Consider the following 17110-nt stretch of genomic DNA (forward strand, 5'->3'; position numbering starts at 1 on the left):
TCGGCGAGCGGCCCGGATGGAGGGCCGCCCGCCGCTGGCGCGGGTCGTGGCAAGGTCAGCCCCGCGTCCCGGAGGAGCTTATGAGCGAACGCAAGCCGGCGGTCGTCCCGAGGTCGGGGAGGTCCCGATGCTGCTCCTGGTGACCGCCCACCTGGTGTTGGCGGCCCTGCTCCCGACCGTCAGCAGGTGGCTTGGGCGCTGGGCGTTCGCGGTGGGCGCCATCCTGCCGGCCGTCTCGCTCGGCTGGGCGCTGACCAGCCTCACCGAGGTGCTGGCCGGCGGGACCGTTGACGAGTCGGTGGCGTGGGCGCCCGTTCTCGGGCTGACGTTCACGCTGCGACTCGACATCCTCTCCCTGTTGATGATCTTCCTGGTCTCCGGGGTCGGAGTCCTGATCCTCTGCTATTGCGTCTACTACTTCAAGCCGGACGCCCAGAGCAACTCCCGGACGTCCGCGCTGCTCGTCGCCTTCGCCGGGGCGATGCTGGGCCTCGTCCTCGCCGACGACCTGTTCACCCTCTACATCTTCTGGGAACTGACCACGGTCTGCTCGTTCCTCCTGGTCGGGCAGGACGGCAACACCAAACAGCAGCGGCGGTCCTCCATCCAGGCCCTGCTCGTCACCGTACTCGGTGGGCTGTCGATGTTGCTGGGCTTCGTCCTGCTCGGCGAGCAGGCCGGGACGTACCGGATCTCCGAGATCGTGGCCAGCCCGCCGGCCGCCGGCGCTCTCACCAGCACCGCGCTGGTGCTCATCCTCCTGGGGGCGTTCACCAAGTCCGCCCAGGTCCCGTTCCACACCTGGCTGCCGGGCGCGATGGTCGCGCCCACCCCGGTCAGCGCGTACCTGCACGCCGCGTCGATGGTCAAGGCCGGCGTCTACCTCGTCGCCAGGCTCTCCCCCGCGTTCTCCGACCACACGCCCTGGTGGCCGTTGATCGCGACGCTCGGGATCTGGACGATGCTCATCGGCGGCTACCGGGCGCTGTTCGAACGTGACCTCAAGACCCTGCTCGCCTACGGCACCGTCAGCCAGCTCGGGTTCCTGATGGTGTTGATGGGCGCCGGCTCGCACACGGTCGCGATGGCCGGGGCGACGATGCTGATCGCGCACGGCCTGTTCAAGTCGACGCTGTTCCTCGTCGTCGGCATCATCGACCACCAGGCGGGCACCAGGAACATCGACGAGCTCTCCGGGATCCGACGGCGCTTCCCGGTGCTCACCGTGATCGGCGCCATCGGCGCGCTGTCCATGGCTGGGATCCCCCCGCTGTTCGGGTTCCTCGGCAAGGAGGCGGCGTTCGAGGGGTTCCTGGAGTCGGGTACCACCGGTGACCTCGTGGTCCTGGTCGGTCTCGTGCTCGGGTCCGCCCTCACCGCCGCCTACAGCTTCCGGTTCCTGTGGGGGGCGTTCGGCACCAAGCCGGGTGTCGAGGACTCCTCGGCCCCCAAGCCCTCGCTCGGCCTGATGGTGCCGGCGGCCGTGCCCGCGGCGCTGACCCTGCTCCTCGGGGTGGTCGCCTCGCTGTTCAACGCGCTCGCCACCACCTACGCCGAGCCCTACCCGGCCGGGGACCACCCCTACTACCTGGCGCTGTGGCACGGGTTCTCGCTCCCGCTGCTGCTCTCCGCGGTGGTCGTGGCCTCCGGTGTCGGGTTGCACCTGGCCAGGGACCGGGTGGTTCGCCTCGGGGGGTGGCTGCCGGACTTCCTCCAGGCACAGCCCGGCTACGAACGCACCGTCGCCGGGCTGGACACGGTGTCGTACGCGGTGACCGGCCGGTTCCAGGCCGGTTCCCTCCCGACCTACCTGGCCATCATCCTGCTGACCTTCGTGCTGGTGCCCGGCAGCGCGGTCCTCACCGGTGGCTCGATGCCGGAGGAGCTCCGGCTGTGGGACTCGGCGGTCCAGGTCCCGGTGGCCATCCTGGTGCTCACCGCCGCGATCGCCGTGACGATGGCGAAACGCCGGATGACGGCCGTGATCCTGACCGGCGTGGTCGGATACGGCATCGGCGCGTTCTTCGTCCTCGACGGTGGCCCCGACCTGGCGCTGGCCCAGTTCCTGGTGGAGACGCTGACCCTCGTGGCGTTCGTGTTCGTGCTGCGCCGCCTGCCCAGCCGGTTCACCCAGGTCGAATCCACCCGTTCCCCGCGCTGGCCCAAGGTGGCGGTCTCGGTCGCGGCCGGTGCCCTGGTGGCGGTGTCCGCCCTCGTGTTCAGCGGGGCGAGGCAGGCGCCACCCGAGGCCAGTGAGGGCTTCGTCGAGGCCGCTCCCGAGGGGGCGCACGCCAACAACGTCGTCAACGCGATCCTCGTCGACTTCCGCGCCTTCGACACCGTCGGCGAGATCTCCGTCCTCGCGGTCGCCGCCACCGGCGTCGCCAGCCTGATCCTCGCCACCAGGAGGGCGCGCCGCCCCTCGGCGGCCGAGGAGACGGAGGGACCGCGCAAGTCCAGGGAGGTGCGCAAGTGAGCGAGGGACCGCCGCGTTCCCAGCCCTCCGGTGAGAAGAAGCGCCGGACCAGCCTGTGGGAGGAGTGGGACACCCCGCAGGAGCACTGGCTGTTGGTCGGAAGCCACCGGGACGGCCGGGAACGGTCGCTCCTGCTGGAGGTCGCCGCCCGCATCATCTTCCCCACGGTGCTGGTGTTGTCGCTGTACCTGCTGTTCGCGGGCCACAACCGGTCCGGGGGCGGGTTCTCCGGTGGCCTGGTCGCCGGGCAGGCCTTCGTCGTCCGCTACCTGGCCGGCGGGCCGATGGAGGTGCGCGCGGCGGTCGGGCTGCGCCCGCCGGTCATCATCGGCGCCGGGCTCAGCCTGGCCGTCCTGACCGGCCTCGCTCCGATCTTCTGGGGTGAGGCGCCGCTGACCAGCGCCTACGTGAGCATGACGCTGCCGGTGCTCGGCGACGTGCACGTCGTGAGCAGCCTCTTCCTCGACATGGGGGTCTACCTGCTGATCGTTGGCGTGGTGTGCGACCTGCTCCGCACGCTCGGCGCGGGCATCGAGGAACAGTCGCCACGACCGAGGAGGAGGCCCTCCGGATGAACACCGTGAACGTCACCGTCAACCTGACGATGGCGCTGACCATCGGCGGGCTCTACGCGGTCGGCTTCTACCTGCTGCTCCAGCGCTCCCTGATGCGCATCATCATCGGCATCGTCATCGTCGGGCACGCCGCCAACATGTTCCTCCAGCTCGCCGGTGGCCCTCCCGGACGCTCCCCGATCGTGGGCGTGTCACCGGCGGAGGAGATGACGGACCCCCTGCCCCAGGCGATGGCGCTGACGGCGATCGTCATCACCTTCGCCCTGACCACCTTCCTGCTCGCGCTCGCCTACCGGTCCTCCGTGCTCCTCGGGCACGACGAGGTGCGTGACGACGTCGAGGACCGGCGCATCCGCCGGCAGCAGCAGCGCATCGACGAGCGGGAGGAACCAGACGAGCCGGGAGCCGACCGGAAGTTCGAGTTCGGCACCGACAACGACAAGGAGGCCACGCGGTGACGATGTTGGTCGCGCTGCCGATCCTTCTGCCGCTGCTGGCCGCCGGGCTCTCGCTGGTGCTCGGCCGGTTCGCGACGCTCCAGCGGCTGCTGGGCGTGGTGGTGTTCACGGCGAACGCCGTGCTGGCGGTGGTCCTGCTCGCCGAGGCGGACAAGTCGGGCCCCGTGGTGCTCCAGCTCGGGGGTTGGGACGCTCCGGTCGGCATCACCCTGGTCGCGGACCGGTTGTCCGCGCTGCTGATGCTCATCTCGATGGTGGTGATGCTCGCGGTCCTCGTCTACTCGATCGGCCAGCGCATCACCGACTACGGCCGCAGCACCTCCAGCACCGCCTTCCACCCGATGTACCTGGTGCTGGGCGCTGGCGTCTCGATGGCCTACCTCACGGGCGACCTGTTCAACCTCTTCGTCGCCTTCGAGATCATGCTGGGCGCGTCCTACGTCCTGATCACCCGCCGGACGACGGCGACCCGGGTGCGGGCCGGGATGACGTACACGATCGTCAGCCTGACGTCCTCGCTGCTGTTCATCACGATGATCGCGCTGGTGTACGCGGCGACGGGCACCGTGAACCTCGCCGACCTCTCCGGCAAGGTCGAGGCGTTGCCGGTGGGCGTGCAGTCCGCGATGGCGCTGATGATGATCGTGGTCTTCGGCATCAAGTCCGCGATGGTGCCGCTGCACTTCTGGCTGCCCGACAGCTACCCGACCGCCCCGGCCCCGGTGACCGCCGTGTTCGCCGGCCTGCTGACCAAGGTCGGCGTCTACGCGCTGATCCGGACCCAGACCCTGGTCTTCGACCACGGGGAGAGCTGGACCCTGCTGCTCTGGTTCTCGGTGATCACCATGATCATCGGTGCCCTGGGAGCCATCGCGCAGAACGACCTGAACCGGCTGTTGTCCTTCCTGCTGGTCAGCCACATCGGGTACATGCTGTTCGGCCTGGCGTTGTACGACGTGACCGGCCTGGCTGGCGCGATCCTCTACGTGGTGCACCACATCACGGTGCAGGCGACGCTGTTCCTGGTGAGCGGTCTGCTGACCCGGCACACCGGGACGGTCGCGCTCCGGGGGATGGGCGGCCTGGCCAAGCTGTACCCGGCGATCGCCCTCCTGTTCGCGATCCCGGCGCTGAACCTGGCCGGGATCCCGCCGTTCTCCGGCTTCGTCGCGAAGTTGGCGCTGCTGGAGGCGGGGGCCGAGGTCGGCACCACGATGGCCTACGTGGCCACCGGCGCGGCGGTGCTGACCAGCTTCCTGACGCTGTACGCGATGGCCAAGGTGTGGGTCTTCGCGTTCTGGGGCAAGTCGAAGCCGCCCCACCCCGATCCGGACCCCACCGACGAGCTGATCATCGGCACCGGTTCGACCTCCCGCACGATGGTCTCGGCCACGTCCGCGCTGGTGGTCTTCGGTGTGCTGATCGCCGTGTTCGCGGGACCGCTGTCGGAGATCAGCACGCGTGCGGCGACCGACCTGCTCGACGGCGGCCCCTATCGCACCGCGGTGCTCGGTGAGGAGGCGGAATGAGCAAGATGACGGCCCTGCTCGCGACCCGTCGGCACGCCTGGCGGCGGGCGCCGCTGGTGGTGTGGCTGACGCTGGTCTGGCTGATGCTGTGGGGCACCCTGGACGTGGCCACGGTGCTCGGGGGCGTGATCGTCGCCTCGGTGGTGGTCCTGGTGTTCCCGATGCCCCCCATCACGCGCCGGGGCCGCCTACGACCGCTGCGGGTGCTCCAGCTGCTGTGGTGGCTGTTGGCTGACCTGTTCACCTCGGCGTTCCAGGTGGCCTGGGAGTCGATCAGCTACGGCCCCAGGACGAAGGCCGGGATCGTGGCCGTGCCGGTGCCGGCCGACACCGACCACGTGGTGGCCACCGCCGCCAACCTGGTCTCGCTGGGGCCGGGGAAGTTCGTCCTCCAGATCGACCGCGAGCAGCGGGTCTTCTACGTCTACGCCCTGGGGATGCAGGGCGAGGAGGACGCCGCGAAGATCCGCCGTGAGGTGCTGGAGATGCAGTCCTGGGTCGTCCGGGCCATCGGCTCCGACGAGGACGTCCGGGCGCTGGACCACCTCGGCCCGACCGAGGCCGACCAGCCGGCGCCGCCGTCGGCCCCACCGTCGGCCGGGGCCCGGCCGACGCCGCCAGAGGAGGACCGCTGATGCAGATCGTCTTCGCCATCACCCTGGCGCTGCTGTGCGCCGCGGGCCTGGTCATCGTCATCAGGCTGGTCCGAGGCCCGACGACCCTCGACCGGATCCTCGCCGTCGACGTCCTGGTCGTGCTCATCGTCGGCGGAACCGCCGTGGGCATGGCGATCCAACAGGACGGCTCCAACATCGCCCTGCTGGCCGCCGTGGCACTGCTCGGGTTCATCGGATCGATGGCCGCCGTCCGACTGGTCGAGAAGAAGGGGACGCACCGATGAGCGTGGGTGACGTGATCTCCGCCGTCCTCCTGATCGGCGGTGCGGTCTTCTGCCTGCTGGGCGCGCTCGGTGTCCTCTGGTTCCCCGACGTCACGGCGCGGCTCCAGGCGGCGACGAAGCCGCAGACACTGGGCCTGATCATGCTGCTGGTGGGCACCGCGATCCAGCTGGACTTCCTGTACGGGTCCGGCCTGATCATGGTCGCGATGTTCCAGATGATCACCGCTCCCGTCATCTCGCAGATGGTGGGCCGGGTCGCCTACCGGACGGGAGCGATGAGGAAGGAGAGCCTGGTCGTCGACGAGCTCGGCGAGCGGCTGGCCCGCGAGGAGGGGACCGGGAAGTCCGGCTGAGCCGACGCGGCCCGGCCGGGGACAGGTCGGGCCGCGTCCCACAGTGGACGGACGGTCACCTCCGCCGCGCACCGTCGCAGGTAGACGGACCGTGGCGCGCCGACCTCGGGATCCTGTCGTAGCCTGTCGCCGTGCCGCGACCACGGACTCACGACGACGCCTTACGGATCCGGCTGCTCGACCGCGCCGGGGAACTGCTCTCGGCGCACGGCCCCGAGGGCCTGAGCCTGCGCCGCCTCGCCAACGACGTCGGAACGTCGACGACGGCGGTGTACTCCCTCTTCGGTGGCAAGCCGGAACTCGTGCAGGCCCTGCTGGGTGAGGCGTTCGACCGCTTCGCCGTCTGGCTCGCCGAGGTGCCGAGCACCGACGACCCGGTGGAGGACCTGATCCAGCTGGGGCTCGCCTACCGCCGCAGCGCACTGGCGGACCCGCACCTCTACGGGGTCATGTTCAGCCAGGGCACGGCCCCCAGCCCGCTGGGCGAGGACTCCCGCGAGCGCGGCCGACGCGCGTTGCGCCCGCTGTTCGAGGCGGTTCGCAGGGGGCTGGAGCGGGGCGTGCTGGCGGAGGCCCCACCGGAGACCATCGTCATGGGCTGCTGGGGGCAGGTCCACGGACTGGTGTCGCTGGAGCTCGGTCACCGGGTCCCGCCCTACCTGGACGTGGAGGCGAGCTACGAGCGGGCGCTTCGCGCGAACGCCCGAGGGTGGCTCCGCTGACCGGGCGCCGGCACCGAGGCGCCCTCCCCCACCGTGGCCGGAGGTGGCGGGCGCCCCGTAACCCCCTGTGCCCGGCGAGCGGCGGGCCTGGGTGGCCCGGACCGGCGCCCCGCGACGAGCGGCGCGTCAGGCCGGGCCGTACTGCCGGTCACCCGCGTCGCCGAGACCGGGCACGATGTACCCGGAGTCGTTGAGGCGCTGGTCGATGCTGGCGGTGACGACGCGGAGCGGCAGGCCGCTCCTCCTGAGGTGTTCCACGCCCTCCGGCGCGGCCAAGGCGCAGACCGCCGTGATGTCCGTCGCTCCCCGGTCGGCCAGCAACCGGATGGTGTGTTCCATCGAACCCCCGGTGGCCAGCATGGGGTCCAGGACCAGCACGGCCCGTCCCTCCAGGCTCTCCGGCAGCGACTCCAGGTAGGGCGTGGGTCGCAGGGTTTCCTCGTTGCGGGCCAACCCCACGAATCCCATCTGCGCCTCGGGGATCAGCAGGTGCGCCTGGTCCGCCATGCCCAGGCCGGCGCGGAGCACCGGGACCAGCAGCGGCGGGTTGGCCAGCCGGTAGCCGGTGGCCATCGCCACCGGGGTGTGCACCTTCTCGGTCCTGACCTGGGCTTCCCTGGTTGCCTCGTACACCAGCATGAGGGTGAGCTCGTGCAGGGCTGAGCGGAAGGCGGCACTGTCGGTGCGCGCGTCCCGCATCGTGGTGAGTCGGGCTCTCGCGAGGGGGTGCTCGACGACGAAGACGTCCATAGCGGCCCACGGTAACCGTCGGCTCGTCGGAGCCCACCAGCCCGCCGCCCGACCCCGCGGCGGCGGCCGTCCGCTCCCGCCCTCGTCCGCCGTGCTCGGTCGTTCCTCCCCGTCCGCACGGGTGCGCCTCGGGTGGGCCCCGGCGGGCACCGCGAGCGTCGCGGAACCGTCCAGGGCGACGCCTAGACTTCGGGCATGCCATCCGGGTCGACCACGACAGCCCAGGCCACCGACGCGGTCAGCGGCGGGCCACCCCCCGAACTGACCGAGGCGAGCCGCGACGAGACCTCGCTCCGCCGTTTCCTGCACGCACTGCCCGGCATCGACCAGGTGGGGTTGGAGCAACGAGCCGCGACGCTGGCCACCCGCAGCGTCAAGAAGGACGCCAAGAGGTGGGCCATCGACGCCGCCATCTCGATGGTCGACCTCACGACCCTGGAGGGCGCGGACACGCCGGGCAAGGTGCGCGCGTTGACGGCGAAGGCCCGCCGGCCGGACCCCGAGTACCCGGACGTGCCCCCGGTGGGCGCGGTCTGCGTCTACCCCGACCTGGCCGGGGTGGCGGTCCGCGACCTGGCGGGCACCGGGATCGGGGTGGCCTCGGTCGCGACGGCCTTCCCGTCCGGCCGGTCGAACCGGCAGGTCAAGCTGGCCGACACGGCGATGGCGGTGGAGGCGGGAGCCACCGAGATCGACATGGTCATCGACCGGGGCGCCTTCCTCACCGGCCGGTACGGCCTCGTCCTCGAGGAGATCCAGGCCGTGAAGGCGGCCTGCGGCGACGCCCACCTGAAGGTCATCCTGGAGACCGGCGAGCTGGCCACCTACGACAACGTGCGGCGGGCGAGCTGGCTGGCGCTCCTCGCTGGCGCCGACTTCATCAAGACCTCGACGGGGAAGGTCTCGCCGGCCGCGACCCTGCCGGTCACCCACGTGATGCTCCAGGCCGTTCGTGACTGGCACGCCCTGACCGGCGAACACCGGGGCGTGAAGCCGGCTGGCGGCATCCGGGGCACCAAGGACGCCATCCGCTACCTCGTCGCCGTCCGCGAGGTCGCCGGTCCGGCCTGGCTGACCCCCCGCCTGTTCCGCTTCGGGGCGTCCAGCCTGCTCAACGACCTGCTGATGCAGCGTCGGCGGCAGCTGACCGGCCACTACAGCGGCGCCGACTACGTCTCGGTCGACTGAGGAGTCCCCCGCCGCCCCTCCCAACCACCTACCGCTGGAGCACTGGAATGTCCGAGACTCCCTTCGAGTACGCCCCGGCTCCCGAGTCCGCCGATATCGCCAACCTGCGACCGGCGTACCAGATGTTCGTCGACGGGAAGTTCGTCGACGGCGCCGGGGAGCCCATGAAGACCGTGAACCCCGCCACCGAGGAGGTCCTCGCCGAGGTCACCACGGCGGCCGCCTCCGATGTGGACCGCGCGGTGCGCGCCGCCCGTCGTGCCTACGACCGCGTCTGGGGCCGGATGCCCGGCGCGGAACGGGCCAAGTACCTCTTCCGCATCGCCCGGCTCATCCAGGAACGGTCGCGGGAACTCGCGGTGCTGGAGACCCTGGACAACGGCAAGCCGATCCGGGAGTCGCGGGACGCCGACCTGCCGACCGTCGCCGCGCACTTCTTCCACCACGCGGGGTGGGCCGACAAGCTCGACTACGCGGGGTACGGGCCCGACCCCCAGCCGTTGGGGGTGGCGGCCCAGGTCATCCCGTGGAACTTCCCGCTGCTGATGCTGGCGTGGAAGATCGCGCCGGCCCTGGCGTGCGGCAACACGGTCGTGCTCAAGCCCGCCGAGACCACGCCGCTCACCGCGCTCGTCTTCGCCGAGATCTGCCAGCAGGCCGAGCTGCCGCCCGGCGTGGTCAACATCGTGACCGGCGCGGGCGAGGTCGGGGCCGAGCTGGTCGCGCACGACGGCGTCGACAAGGTCGCGTTCACCGGGTCCACCGACGTGGGCAAGCGGATCCAGCGCGGCCTGGCGGGCACCGGTCGCCGGCTCAGCCTGGAGTTGGGCGGCAAGGCCGCGAACATCGTCTTCGACGACGCCCCGTTGGACCAGGCCGTCGAGGGCGTGGTGAACGGGATCTTCTTCAACCAGGGGCACGTGTGCTGCGCCGGGTCGCGCCTGCTCGTGCAGGAGTCGGTGGCCGAGGAGCTGGTCGCGCGCCTGCGAGACCGGATCGGCACCCTGCGGATCGGTGACCCGCTGGACAAGAACACCGACGTCGGGGCCATCAACTCGCGGGCCCAGCTGGACCGGATCACCGAGCTGGCCGACTCCGGCGACGCCGAGGGCGCGAGCCGGTGGACCAGTCCCTGCCCCGTCCCCGAGCGCGGTTACTTCTTCGCCCCGACGGTCTTCTCCGACGTCCAGCAGTCGATGCGGATCGCCCGGGAGGAGATCTTCGGCCCGGTGCTGTCGGTGCTGACCTTCCGCACGCCGGACGAGGCGATCGCGAAGGCCAACAACACCCCCTACGGCCTGTCGGCGGGGATCTGGACGGAGAAGGGCTCCCGCATCCTGTGGGCCGCCTCCCGGGTGCGCGCCGGAGTCGTCTGGGCCAACACCTTCAACCGCTTCGACCCCACCGCGCCGTTCGGTGGATACCAGGAATCGGGTTTCGGCCGTGAGGGCGGTCGCGCAGGACTGGAGGCCTACCTCAATGTCTGATCGTCTCGCGGTCGCGAAGACCTACAAGCTCTACATCGGCGGGAAGTTCCCCCGCTCCGAGTCGGGTCGCGTCTACCGGGTGAACGACGCCAAGGGGGGTTTCCTCGCGAACGCGCCGCAGGGCTCCCGCAAGGACCTGCGGGAGGCGGTCACCGCCGCGAGGAAGGCCTTCCCCGGCTGGTCCGGCGCGACGGCCTACAACCGGGGCCAGGTGCTGTACCGGATCGCGGAGATGCTGGAGGGCCGCCGGGAGCAGTTCGTCGCCGAGGTCACCGCCGCCGAGGGTGTGCCGGCCAAGCGGGCACAGGCCCTGGTGGACCAGGCCATCGACCGCTGGGTCTGGTACGCGGGGTGGACGGACAAGCTGGCCACGGTCCTCGGCGCGGCCAACCCGGTGGCCGGCCCCTACTTCTCCTTCACCGTCCCGGAACCCACCGGCGTCGTGGGGGTCCTCGCGCCGCAGGACTCGTCGCTGCTCGGGCTGGTCAGCACCGTTGCCCCGGCGATCGCCGCCGGGAACACGACGGTGGTGGTGGCCAGCCGGGAACGGCCGCTGCCGGCGATCTCGCTGTCCGAGGTGCTGGGCACCTCGGACCTCCCCGGTGGGGTCGTCAACCTGGTCACCGGGAACGCCGTGGAGCTGGCGCCGTGGTTGGCGGCGCACGCCGACGTCAACGCCGTGGACCTCGTGGGAGCCCCGGAGATCCTGGGCACCGAGCTCGAACGGGCCGCCGCCGGCACGGTCAAGCGGGTGTTCGGGGCCGGGCGGGCGGGGCAGGAGCCCGACTGGACCCGTCCCCCCGGCATGGAGCGGCTGCGCGCGTTCCTGGAGCACAAGACCGTCTGGCACCCCCAGGGGGTGTGATGGCGTCCGCCGGGTGCTCCCCCAGCACCCGGCGGGTTCGCCCCGCTCCCCGTCCCACCGGCGGACCGTTCGCCGGGTCGGCCACGCCCTGCCGACCGGGTCCGGGAGGAGCGAGCGCGGGCGACGAACGCGTGCCAGGTCAGGTCAGGCAGAGTTCGTTGCCCTCCGGGTCGGCGATCGTCACCCAGCGGTGGTGGGGGCCCTGGCGGCCGTGGTGGAGCAGTCGCGCGCCGGAGTCGAGCAACCGCCGCAGTTCGCCGTCGATCCGGTCCTGTCCGACCCGTATGTCCAGGTGCGCGCGGTTCTTGACCGTCTTCGGTTCGGGGACGAGCTGGAAGAGGATGCGGCGCCGCTCACCGGTGGCCGACTCGGGACCGAGGATGGCCGCCCCCACCCGCCAGACCAGGGTCCCCCGATGGGTGGTGGTCTCCTCCTCGGTCGCGAACCCCTGCCGCACCATGTCGCGGATGAAGTCCTCGTCGCTCGGTTCCACGTCCCAGCCGAACGCCTCCGCCCACCAGTCCGCGAGTTCGTGCGGATTCGTCGAGTCGATGACCACCTGGAAGTCGTAAGCCATGCGCGGAGGGTAGGGTGCCGCCCCGACATCCGCCGGCCGGCGACGAGGGAGTGCCCGCGCCCGCCTCGTCGGCGGTCGTCCCGGTCGCGGCGCTGAGGTGACCCGCGCGCTCCCCGCTCCCGGATCGCCCCCCGTCGGGGTTCCTCCCGGCGCCGGGCCGTTCGGCCGGTGGCGGCATCGGTGACGTGCGCCTGGCTTGCCCCCCATCCTGACTTTGCGATACAAAGAGGAGGTGGAACTTTGTGTCGCAAAGTCAAGGGGTTGCCATGACTGACCGCTCCCAGGACGTGGCGTCCTCGGACCCGCCGTCCCCGGAGCTGCTCCTCGCGCTGGTCGAGGGTCAACAGCGCCGCACCGAGCACCTGACCACCCCCGACCCGAGGGTCATGTACGGCACCTGGGGTGTCGTCTGGTTCGCCGGTCACCTCCTGCTGTTCCTCGGCGGGCTGGCCGACCCGCTCCTCCCCCTGTCGGCCGCGCTGGCCGTCTTCTTCGGGATGCTCGTCGTCGGCAACGCGGTCGTCGGTGTCGAGCTGGTCCGCGCCTTCCACGGCCTGCGGGGCGATTCCCGCCGATTCGGGATCCTGTACGGGTTGACGTGGCCGATCGGGATGACGGCGGTCTCGTTGGTCGTCGTGGCAGCCGGGGCGCACGGCCTCCCGGACCCGCTCGCCGGGATGCTCTTCGCCACCCTGCCCGCCGTCCTCACCGGTGTCCTGCTCATGGCCGGCGCGGCCCTGTGGGACTCCCGGGTCGACTTCGGCCTCGGCTGCTGGTTCGCCGTCCTCGGGACGGCGAGCGCGTTCACCAGCCCACCCACCACCAACCTGCTGCTCTCCCTGCTGGGCGGCGGGGTGTTGCTCGTCGCGGCGCTCGTCGCCGCCCTCCGGCGGTCCGGTCGCGCGCGTGGGGAGGGGTGATCCCCACGCCCCCCGAACTCGACCCGGTCATCCACGCCCAGGCCAGGCTCCGGGTGATGGCCACGTTGTCCACCCTCGGCCCCGGCGACCAGATCACCTTCTCCCGCCTCCAGGAGCTCCTGGACATGACGCCGGGGAACCTGATCACCCATCTCCGCAAGCTCACGGCGGCCGGCTACGTCAACACGGAGAAACGCGGCGGGCGCACGTCCACCACCTTCGTCGAGATCACCCCGCGCGGCAGGAGTGCCTTCGACCACTACCTCGCCGCGCTGCACGACCTGCTCACCCCGAGCGGACACGTCGACCGGGTGTCCTCCCCGGCCCACGACGGGCGCGCTCCACACACGAAGGAACCATGAATGACGGGCTTACTCGCGCGGGCCGTCGGCGTCAGTCGGCGCTTCGGCGACACCCTGGCGCTCGACCGCGCCGACCTCGACATCCCCCAGGGGGGAATCGTCGGTCTCCTCGGCCCCAACGGGGCCGGCAAGAGCACCATGATCAGCCTGCTGACCGGGATCCGGAGGCCGTCGGCGGGCCGGGTCGAACTGTTCGGGGGCGACCCGAGGAACCCCGCCAGCAGACGCCGCCTCGGAACGACACCCCAGCGCACCGGGCTCCCGGAGAACCTCCGGGTGGGTGAGGTCGTCGACTTCGTCGGCGCGCACTACGCCGATCCGGTGCCGACGGGCGAACTGCTGGACCGCTTCGGGCTGACCGCCCTGCGGCGCCGGCAGACCGGCGCCCTGTCCGGCGGGCAGCAGCGCCTGCTCACGGTCGCGCTCGCCGTGGTCGGCCGGCCCGACCTGGTCGTCCTGGACGAGCCGACGACCGGGCTGGACGTCGACGCCAGGCTCCAGTTGTGGGACGCGTTGCGGGACTACCACGCCACCGGCGGCACCCTCCTGCTCACCAGCCACTACCTGGAGGAGGTGGAGGCGCTCGCCGAGCGGGTCGTGGTGATCGCCGGCGGCCGCGTGCTGGTCGACGACACCCTCGACGCCGTCCGATCGCGGGTGCCCACCCGCCGCCTCCTGCTGCGCGCCGCGCACCTCCCCGCGCTCGACGGAGTCCTCGACCAGGCTGTCCTGCCCGACGGCCGGACCGAGCTGCTCACCAACGACAGCGACGCGCTGGTGCGGGAGCTGGTCCTCTCGGAGGCCGAGTTCACCGACCTGGAGGTGTCGGGCGCCTCCCTGGAGGAGGCTTTCCGGAGCCTGACCGGCCGCCGTGACGACGAGTCGCTCGTGCCCACCTCGACCACGACGGGAGCGGCCTGATGCGCATGCTTCTGCTCCACGCCCGGTACCAGTTGCTGGAGACCGCGCGCATCCCCATCGCGATGGTGGGGAACCTCGTCTTCCCCGCGTTGATCATGCTGTTCTTCGTCGTGCCGCAGAGCCAGGTGGGCGGGGACCCCGTCGCCGCGACGGCCGCGGCGGGGCAGTTGAGCCTGTTCGCCGTCATCAACGTCTGCCTGTACACCTTCGGCGCCGGCATCGCCGAGGACCGGGCGCAACCCTGGGACGCCTACGTGCGGACCCTGCCCGTGGGCGCCGGCCCCCGCTTCGGCGGTCGCCTGCTCACCGGGCTCTTCTTCTGCCTGCTCGGTCTGATCCCGGTGATCGTGGTCGCCGCGCTGTTCACCAGCGCCCAGGCCAGCCCGGCCCAGATCCTGGCCGGAGTGGCGGTCGTGCTCGGCTGCGGCGTGCCCTTCCTCCTGATGGGACTCGCCGTCGGGTACCACTTCAGCGTGAAGGCATCCCTGGTGGTGGTACAGCTGCTGGTGTTCCCGATGGCGTTCGTCGGTGGTCTGTTCATGCCGCCGGAGATCTTCCCGTCGTGGCTGGACACCGCCTCCCACGCCGTGCCCACCCGCGCCGGGCGCGACCTCGTGGTCAACGCCCTCACCGGTGGCCCGGTGGACGGCACCGCCCTGCTGGTGCTGCTCGGGTGGACGGCGGTGCTGGCGGTGTTGGCCGTGGTCGCGTTCCGCCGGGACGAGGGGCGCCGGTTCCGCTGAGGCGGCAGCCACGCCAGCCGGAGGGCCGCCGCGCGCACCTCCCAGGACCGCGCCGCCTGTTCAGCGCGATGCCTGGCTGTGGGCGGGCGCGAGCACGGGCAGCAGGAGGCGGGCGCCTGGATGGGGCGCCCGCCTCCGCACGCGTCGGCCAGGGCACCGAGGTCCTGGAGCCCCGGGGACCAGCGGTTGCCGGCCGCCCCCGGGTGGGGTCCAGCCTGGGAGCCCGTCCGTCGGCACGGCACCCCGCCGGCCCGCACCGCCGGCCCGCACCGCCGGCCCGATCCCGCCCGGCCTCCGGCCAGGGCCGAGGAGCACCACGACGGGCGTCCCCTCCGGGTCACACGGCTCACGACGGCGACCGGCCGGGGGACGCCCGCGACCACCCGCCCGACCCGGCGCTCGGGGTGAGTCACCCGGCACTCGCCCCACCCCCGACAGGACCTGATCCCCGCCGCCACTCGCGCGCTCGGTCCGTCACCCCCGGTCGTCGTACGAGTACTGCCCGGTATCGCCGTTCCCGCCCCCACCGGCACCGCGATAGGGCAGGCTGTCAGTGCGCCGGACGCCGTGTCCGGTCGCGGCGGAGGGGTCCGCGCCCCACGCCGAGGTCGAAGGAGGACCGGGTCGATGGCGGAGTCCGGCTTCGGTGTCGAGGAGGAGGCCCTGGCCTCCTACCAGGGCAGGGCGGGAGATCTGGCCGCCCGCCTGGGAGCTGTCGCGTCCGGCACCCTGGCTCCCGCCACGGCGACGGCGGGCGACGCCTTCACCCCGTTGGGCGCGCAGGCCGGGTTGACGAGTGCCTTCGCGCTGCTGGCGGGGGAGACGACGGCGGCCGTGACGGCCGCCGGGGAGGGCCTGGGTGGACTCGCGGGCGCCGTGGGGGACTCGCTCGGCGGGTACCTGCGGCAGGACGAGGACGAAGCCGCCAACCTCAGGGCGGCGGAGCGCGCCTGACGGGCGACGCCACCACGTGCCGGGGGCATCGGGGTGGCGGATTCCTCCACCCAGTACGTCCGTCGAGTGGTGAGCTGGCTCCTCGCGGAGGGCGAGGAGCGCCGGGGGGACTGATGAGCGATGTGGCCGGCGTCGTCGCCGGGTTGGTGGCTCCCATGCGGGAGCACCTGGAGCAGATGGACGGCGACCTGGGCGGCGCGACGGCGGCCTCGGAGGCCGCCGGGTCCGCGTTCGCCGAACTGGAGGCCGTCGCCGCCGACCACACGGCGGCGACAGGTGTGGCCTTGGCCGGCTGGTACGGCGAGAAGGCGAACGCCTTCCAGGCGCGGGCGGCCGACGTGGACACCGCGCTGGCCGCCGTCGGCACGAACTGCGCACTGCTGCGGGACGCGGCCGCCGAGGCGGTCACCGCGCTGGAACGCGGCCGGCGGACCGTCGAGGAGCTCGTCGAGGAGTGCGTGGACGCGGTGACCCCGGTCCTGCGGTCGGGTCTCACCGCGCAGAGCTTCGGCAACCCGTTCGCGTTCACCACCGCGATGGGCGCGGCCGCCGATATCGCGGACGGCTACGTGGTGCGCAGCGCGGACGAACTGGCCCGGGTCCGGGACGAGCTGGCGGCGTTGGCCGGCCGCCTCTCCGGTGCGGAGCGGGTCGACCTGGGGGCGCTGCGCGCCCTGGGGGCTCCCATCGGCGCCGAGTCCGCCGGACCGCCGTCGGTCAGCCCGAACTCCGCCGGTGGCGGCGCGGATCCGCACGGATCCCCGCCGGCCACCCCGGGGTCCCGGGGCGCGGAAGGGGCCGGCGGCGGAGGCAGCGGAGGCGGCGGGAGCGCGGGAGGTGGCGGGAGCGCGGGGGGTGGCTCCGGGGGCTCGGGTGGGGGCGCCACGAAGCCACACCTACCGGTGGCGATCCCGCCGCAGCCCGGTGAGGGCGTCGGTGTCAACCTGCCGGACGGGTCCTCAGCCGAGGCCCCGAACGAGGTCGCGGCGGCCGCGGTCCGCAACGCGCTCTCCGCGCTGGGCACGCCCTACGTGTGGGCCGCGTCGAGCCCACCCTCGGGAACGGACTGCAGCGGCCTGACGAAGTGGGCCTACGCGGGGGCGGGTCTCGACATCCCCCGCCACTCCGCCGCCCAGGCCATCGGGGCCGAGGTGCCACCCGGACAGCTGCTCCCCGGCGACCTGATCGTCTGGCAGGGTCATGTGGCGATGTACATCGGCAACGGTCAGCTGGTGGAGGCGGGCGATCCGGTGCAGGTCGGTCCGTTGCGCACCACCAACTCCGGGATGCCGTTCACGGGTTTCTACCGGCCGACGGGATGAGCGCAGC

Annotated in this window: 19 protein-coding genes; 17 read left to right on the forward strand and 2 right to left on the reverse strand. The window is 72.2% G+C overall.

All coding sequences use genetic code 11. From position 1 onward, the window contains the following. Positions 1-127 precede the first annotated feature (127 nt). The 8 genes from mbhE (at position 128) to ACOJVX_RS22430 (ending at position 7014) form a co-directional block, all read left to right on the forward strand. Positions 128-2476, forward strand: coding sequence for a hydrogen gas-evolving membrane-bound hydrogenase subunit E (gene mbhE, locus ACOJVX_RS22395; protein ID WP_016700144.1), 2349 nt, complete (start codon positions 128-130; stop codon positions 2474-2476). Next, positions 2473-3051: an MnhB domain-containing protein gene (locus tag ACOJVX_RS22400; protein WP_016700145.1), complete on the forward strand. Its 579-nt coding sequence runs from the start codon at positions 2473-2475 to the stop codon at positions 3049-3051. Before mbhE ends, ACOJVX_RS22400 begins: the two co-directional genes overlap by 4 nt. Further along, positions 3048-3509, forward strand: coding sequence for a Na(+)/H(+) antiporter subunit C (locus ACOJVX_RS22405; protein ID WP_016700146.1), 462 nt, complete (start codon positions 3048-3050; stop codon positions 3507-3509). Before ACOJVX_RS22400 ends, ACOJVX_RS22405 begins: the two co-directional genes overlap by 4 nt. After that, positions 3506-5038 (forward strand): Na+/H+ antiporter subunit D, encoded by a 1533-nt coding sequence (locus ACOJVX_RS22410; RefSeq protein ID WP_016700147.1) that lies wholly within the window; start codon positions 3506-3508, stop codon positions 5036-5038. The genes ACOJVX_RS22405 and ACOJVX_RS22410 overlap by 4 nt, the downstream gene beginning before the upstream one ends. Then, complete coding sequence (locus ACOJVX_RS22415) at positions 5035-5673, forward strand: Na+/H+ antiporter subunit E (RefSeq protein WP_016700148.1); 639 nt, start codon at positions 5035-5037, stop codon at positions 5671-5673. Before ACOJVX_RS22410 ends, ACOJVX_RS22415 begins: the two co-directional genes overlap by 4 nt. Then, a complete protein-coding gene (locus tag ACOJVX_RS22420) occupies positions 5673-5939 on the forward strand; it encodes a monovalent cation/H+ antiporter complex subunit F (RefSeq protein WP_016700149.1) in 267 nt (88 codons plus the stop codon). The genes ACOJVX_RS22415 and ACOJVX_RS22420 overlap by 1 nt, the downstream gene beginning before the upstream one ends. Further along, positions 5936-6292, forward strand: coding sequence for a monovalent cation/H(+) antiporter subunit G (gene mnhG / locus ACOJVX_RS22425; RefSeq protein ID WP_016700150.1), 357 nt, complete (start codon positions 5936-5938; stop codon positions 6290-6292). Before ACOJVX_RS22420 ends, mnhG begins: the two co-directional genes overlap by 4 nt. Positions 6293-6423: 131 nt before the next feature. Continuing rightward, on the forward strand, positions 6424-7014 hold the full coding sequence (locus ACOJVX_RS22430; protein WP_016700151.1) for a TetR/AcrR family transcriptional regulator: 591 nt from the start codon (positions 6424-6426) through the stop codon (positions 7012-7014). 126 nt (positions 7015-7140) lie between these two features. On the opposite strand, the gene upp is transcribed toward ACOJVX_RS22430, so the two are convergent. Next, positions 7141-7764, reverse strand: coding sequence for a uracil phosphoribosyltransferase (gene upp / locus ACOJVX_RS22435; RefSeq protein ID WP_026419383.1), 624 nt, complete (start codon positions 7762-7764; stop codon positions 7141-7143). Between the two features lie 195 nt (positions 7765-7959). Here upp and deoC point away from each other — a divergent pair, with 195 nt between their 5' ends. The 3 genes from deoC to ACOJVX_RS22450 are packed head-to-tail and all read left to right on the forward strand — an operon-like array spanning position 7960 to position 11304. Next, positions 7960-8952 (forward strand): deoxyribose-phosphate aldolase, encoded by a 993-nt coding sequence (gene deoC / locus ACOJVX_RS22440; RefSeq protein ID WP_051314103.1) that lies wholly within the window; start codon positions 7960-7962, stop codon positions 8950-8952. 47 nt (positions 8953-8999) lie between these two features. Beyond that, the gene (locus tag ACOJVX_RS22445) at positions 9000-10439 is read left to right on the forward strand and encodes an aldehyde dehydrogenase family protein (RefSeq protein ID WP_026419385.1); all 1440 of its coding nucleotides are present in this window, start codon (positions 9000-9002) and stop codon (positions 10437-10439) included. Beyond that, positions 10432-11304 carry an aldehyde dehydrogenase family protein gene (locus ACOJVX_RS22450; protein WP_026419386.1) on the forward strand — a complete coding sequence of 291 codons (873 nt, stop codon included), beginning with the start codon at positions 10432-10434 and terminating at the stop codon, positions 11302-11304. The genes ACOJVX_RS22445 and ACOJVX_RS22450 overlap by 8 nt, the downstream gene beginning before the upstream one ends. A 139-nt stretch (positions 11305-11443) precedes the next feature. Here ACOJVX_RS22450 and ACOJVX_RS22455 read toward each other — a convergent pair whose 3' ends face one another. Continuing rightward, positions 11444-11881: a VOC family protein gene (locus ACOJVX_RS22455; RefSeq protein ID WP_103056022.1), complete on the reverse strand. Its 438-nt coding sequence runs from the start codon at positions 11879-11881 to the stop codon at positions 11444-11446. A gap of 266 nt (positions 11882-12147) precedes the next feature. Here ACOJVX_RS22455 and ACOJVX_RS22460 point away from each other — a divergent pair, with 266 nt between their 5' ends. The 6 genes from ACOJVX_RS22460 (at position 12148) to ACOJVX_RS22485 (ending at position 17103) form a co-directional block, all read left to right on the forward strand. Then, a complete protein-coding gene (locus ACOJVX_RS22460) occupies positions 12148-12801 on the forward strand; it encodes a hypothetical protein (protein ID WP_422647077.1) in 654 nt (217 codons plus the stop codon). Then, entirely contained in the window at positions 12798-13163 is a 366-nt protein-coding gene (locus ACOJVX_RS22465; protein WP_016698286.1) for a transcriptional regulator, read from the forward strand. Before ACOJVX_RS22460 ends, ACOJVX_RS22465 begins: the two co-directional genes overlap by 4 nt. Further along, positions 13164-14084, forward strand: coding sequence for an ABC transporter ATP-binding protein (locus ACOJVX_RS22470; RefSeq protein WP_418152866.1), 921 nt, complete (start codon positions 13164-13166; stop codon positions 14082-14084). Next, on the forward strand, positions 14084-14827 hold the full coding sequence (locus tag ACOJVX_RS22475; RefSeq protein WP_016698284.1) for an ABC transporter permease: 744 nt from the start codon (positions 14084-14086) through the stop codon (positions 14825-14827). The genes ACOJVX_RS22470 and ACOJVX_RS22475 overlap by 1 nt, the downstream gene beginning before the upstream one ends. 627 nt (positions 14828-15454) lie before the next feature. Beyond that, a complete protein-coding gene (locus tag ACOJVX_RS22480; protein ID WP_418152869.1) occupies positions 15455-15781 on the forward strand; it encodes a hypothetical protein in 327 nt (108 codons plus the stop codon). A gap of 113 nt (positions 15782-15894) precedes the next feature. Next, entirely contained in the window at positions 15895-17103 is a 1209-nt protein-coding gene (locus tag ACOJVX_RS22485) for a C40 family peptidase (RefSeq protein ID WP_035292482.1), read from the forward strand. The last annotated feature ends 7 nt before the right edge of the window (positions 17104-17110 follow it).

This window comes from Actinoalloteichus caeruleus, from assembly GCF_049311605.1.
Classification (GTDB): Bacteria; Actinomycetota; Actinomycetes; order Mycobacteriales; family Pseudonocardiaceae; genus Actinoalloteichus_B; species Actinoalloteichus_B caeruleus.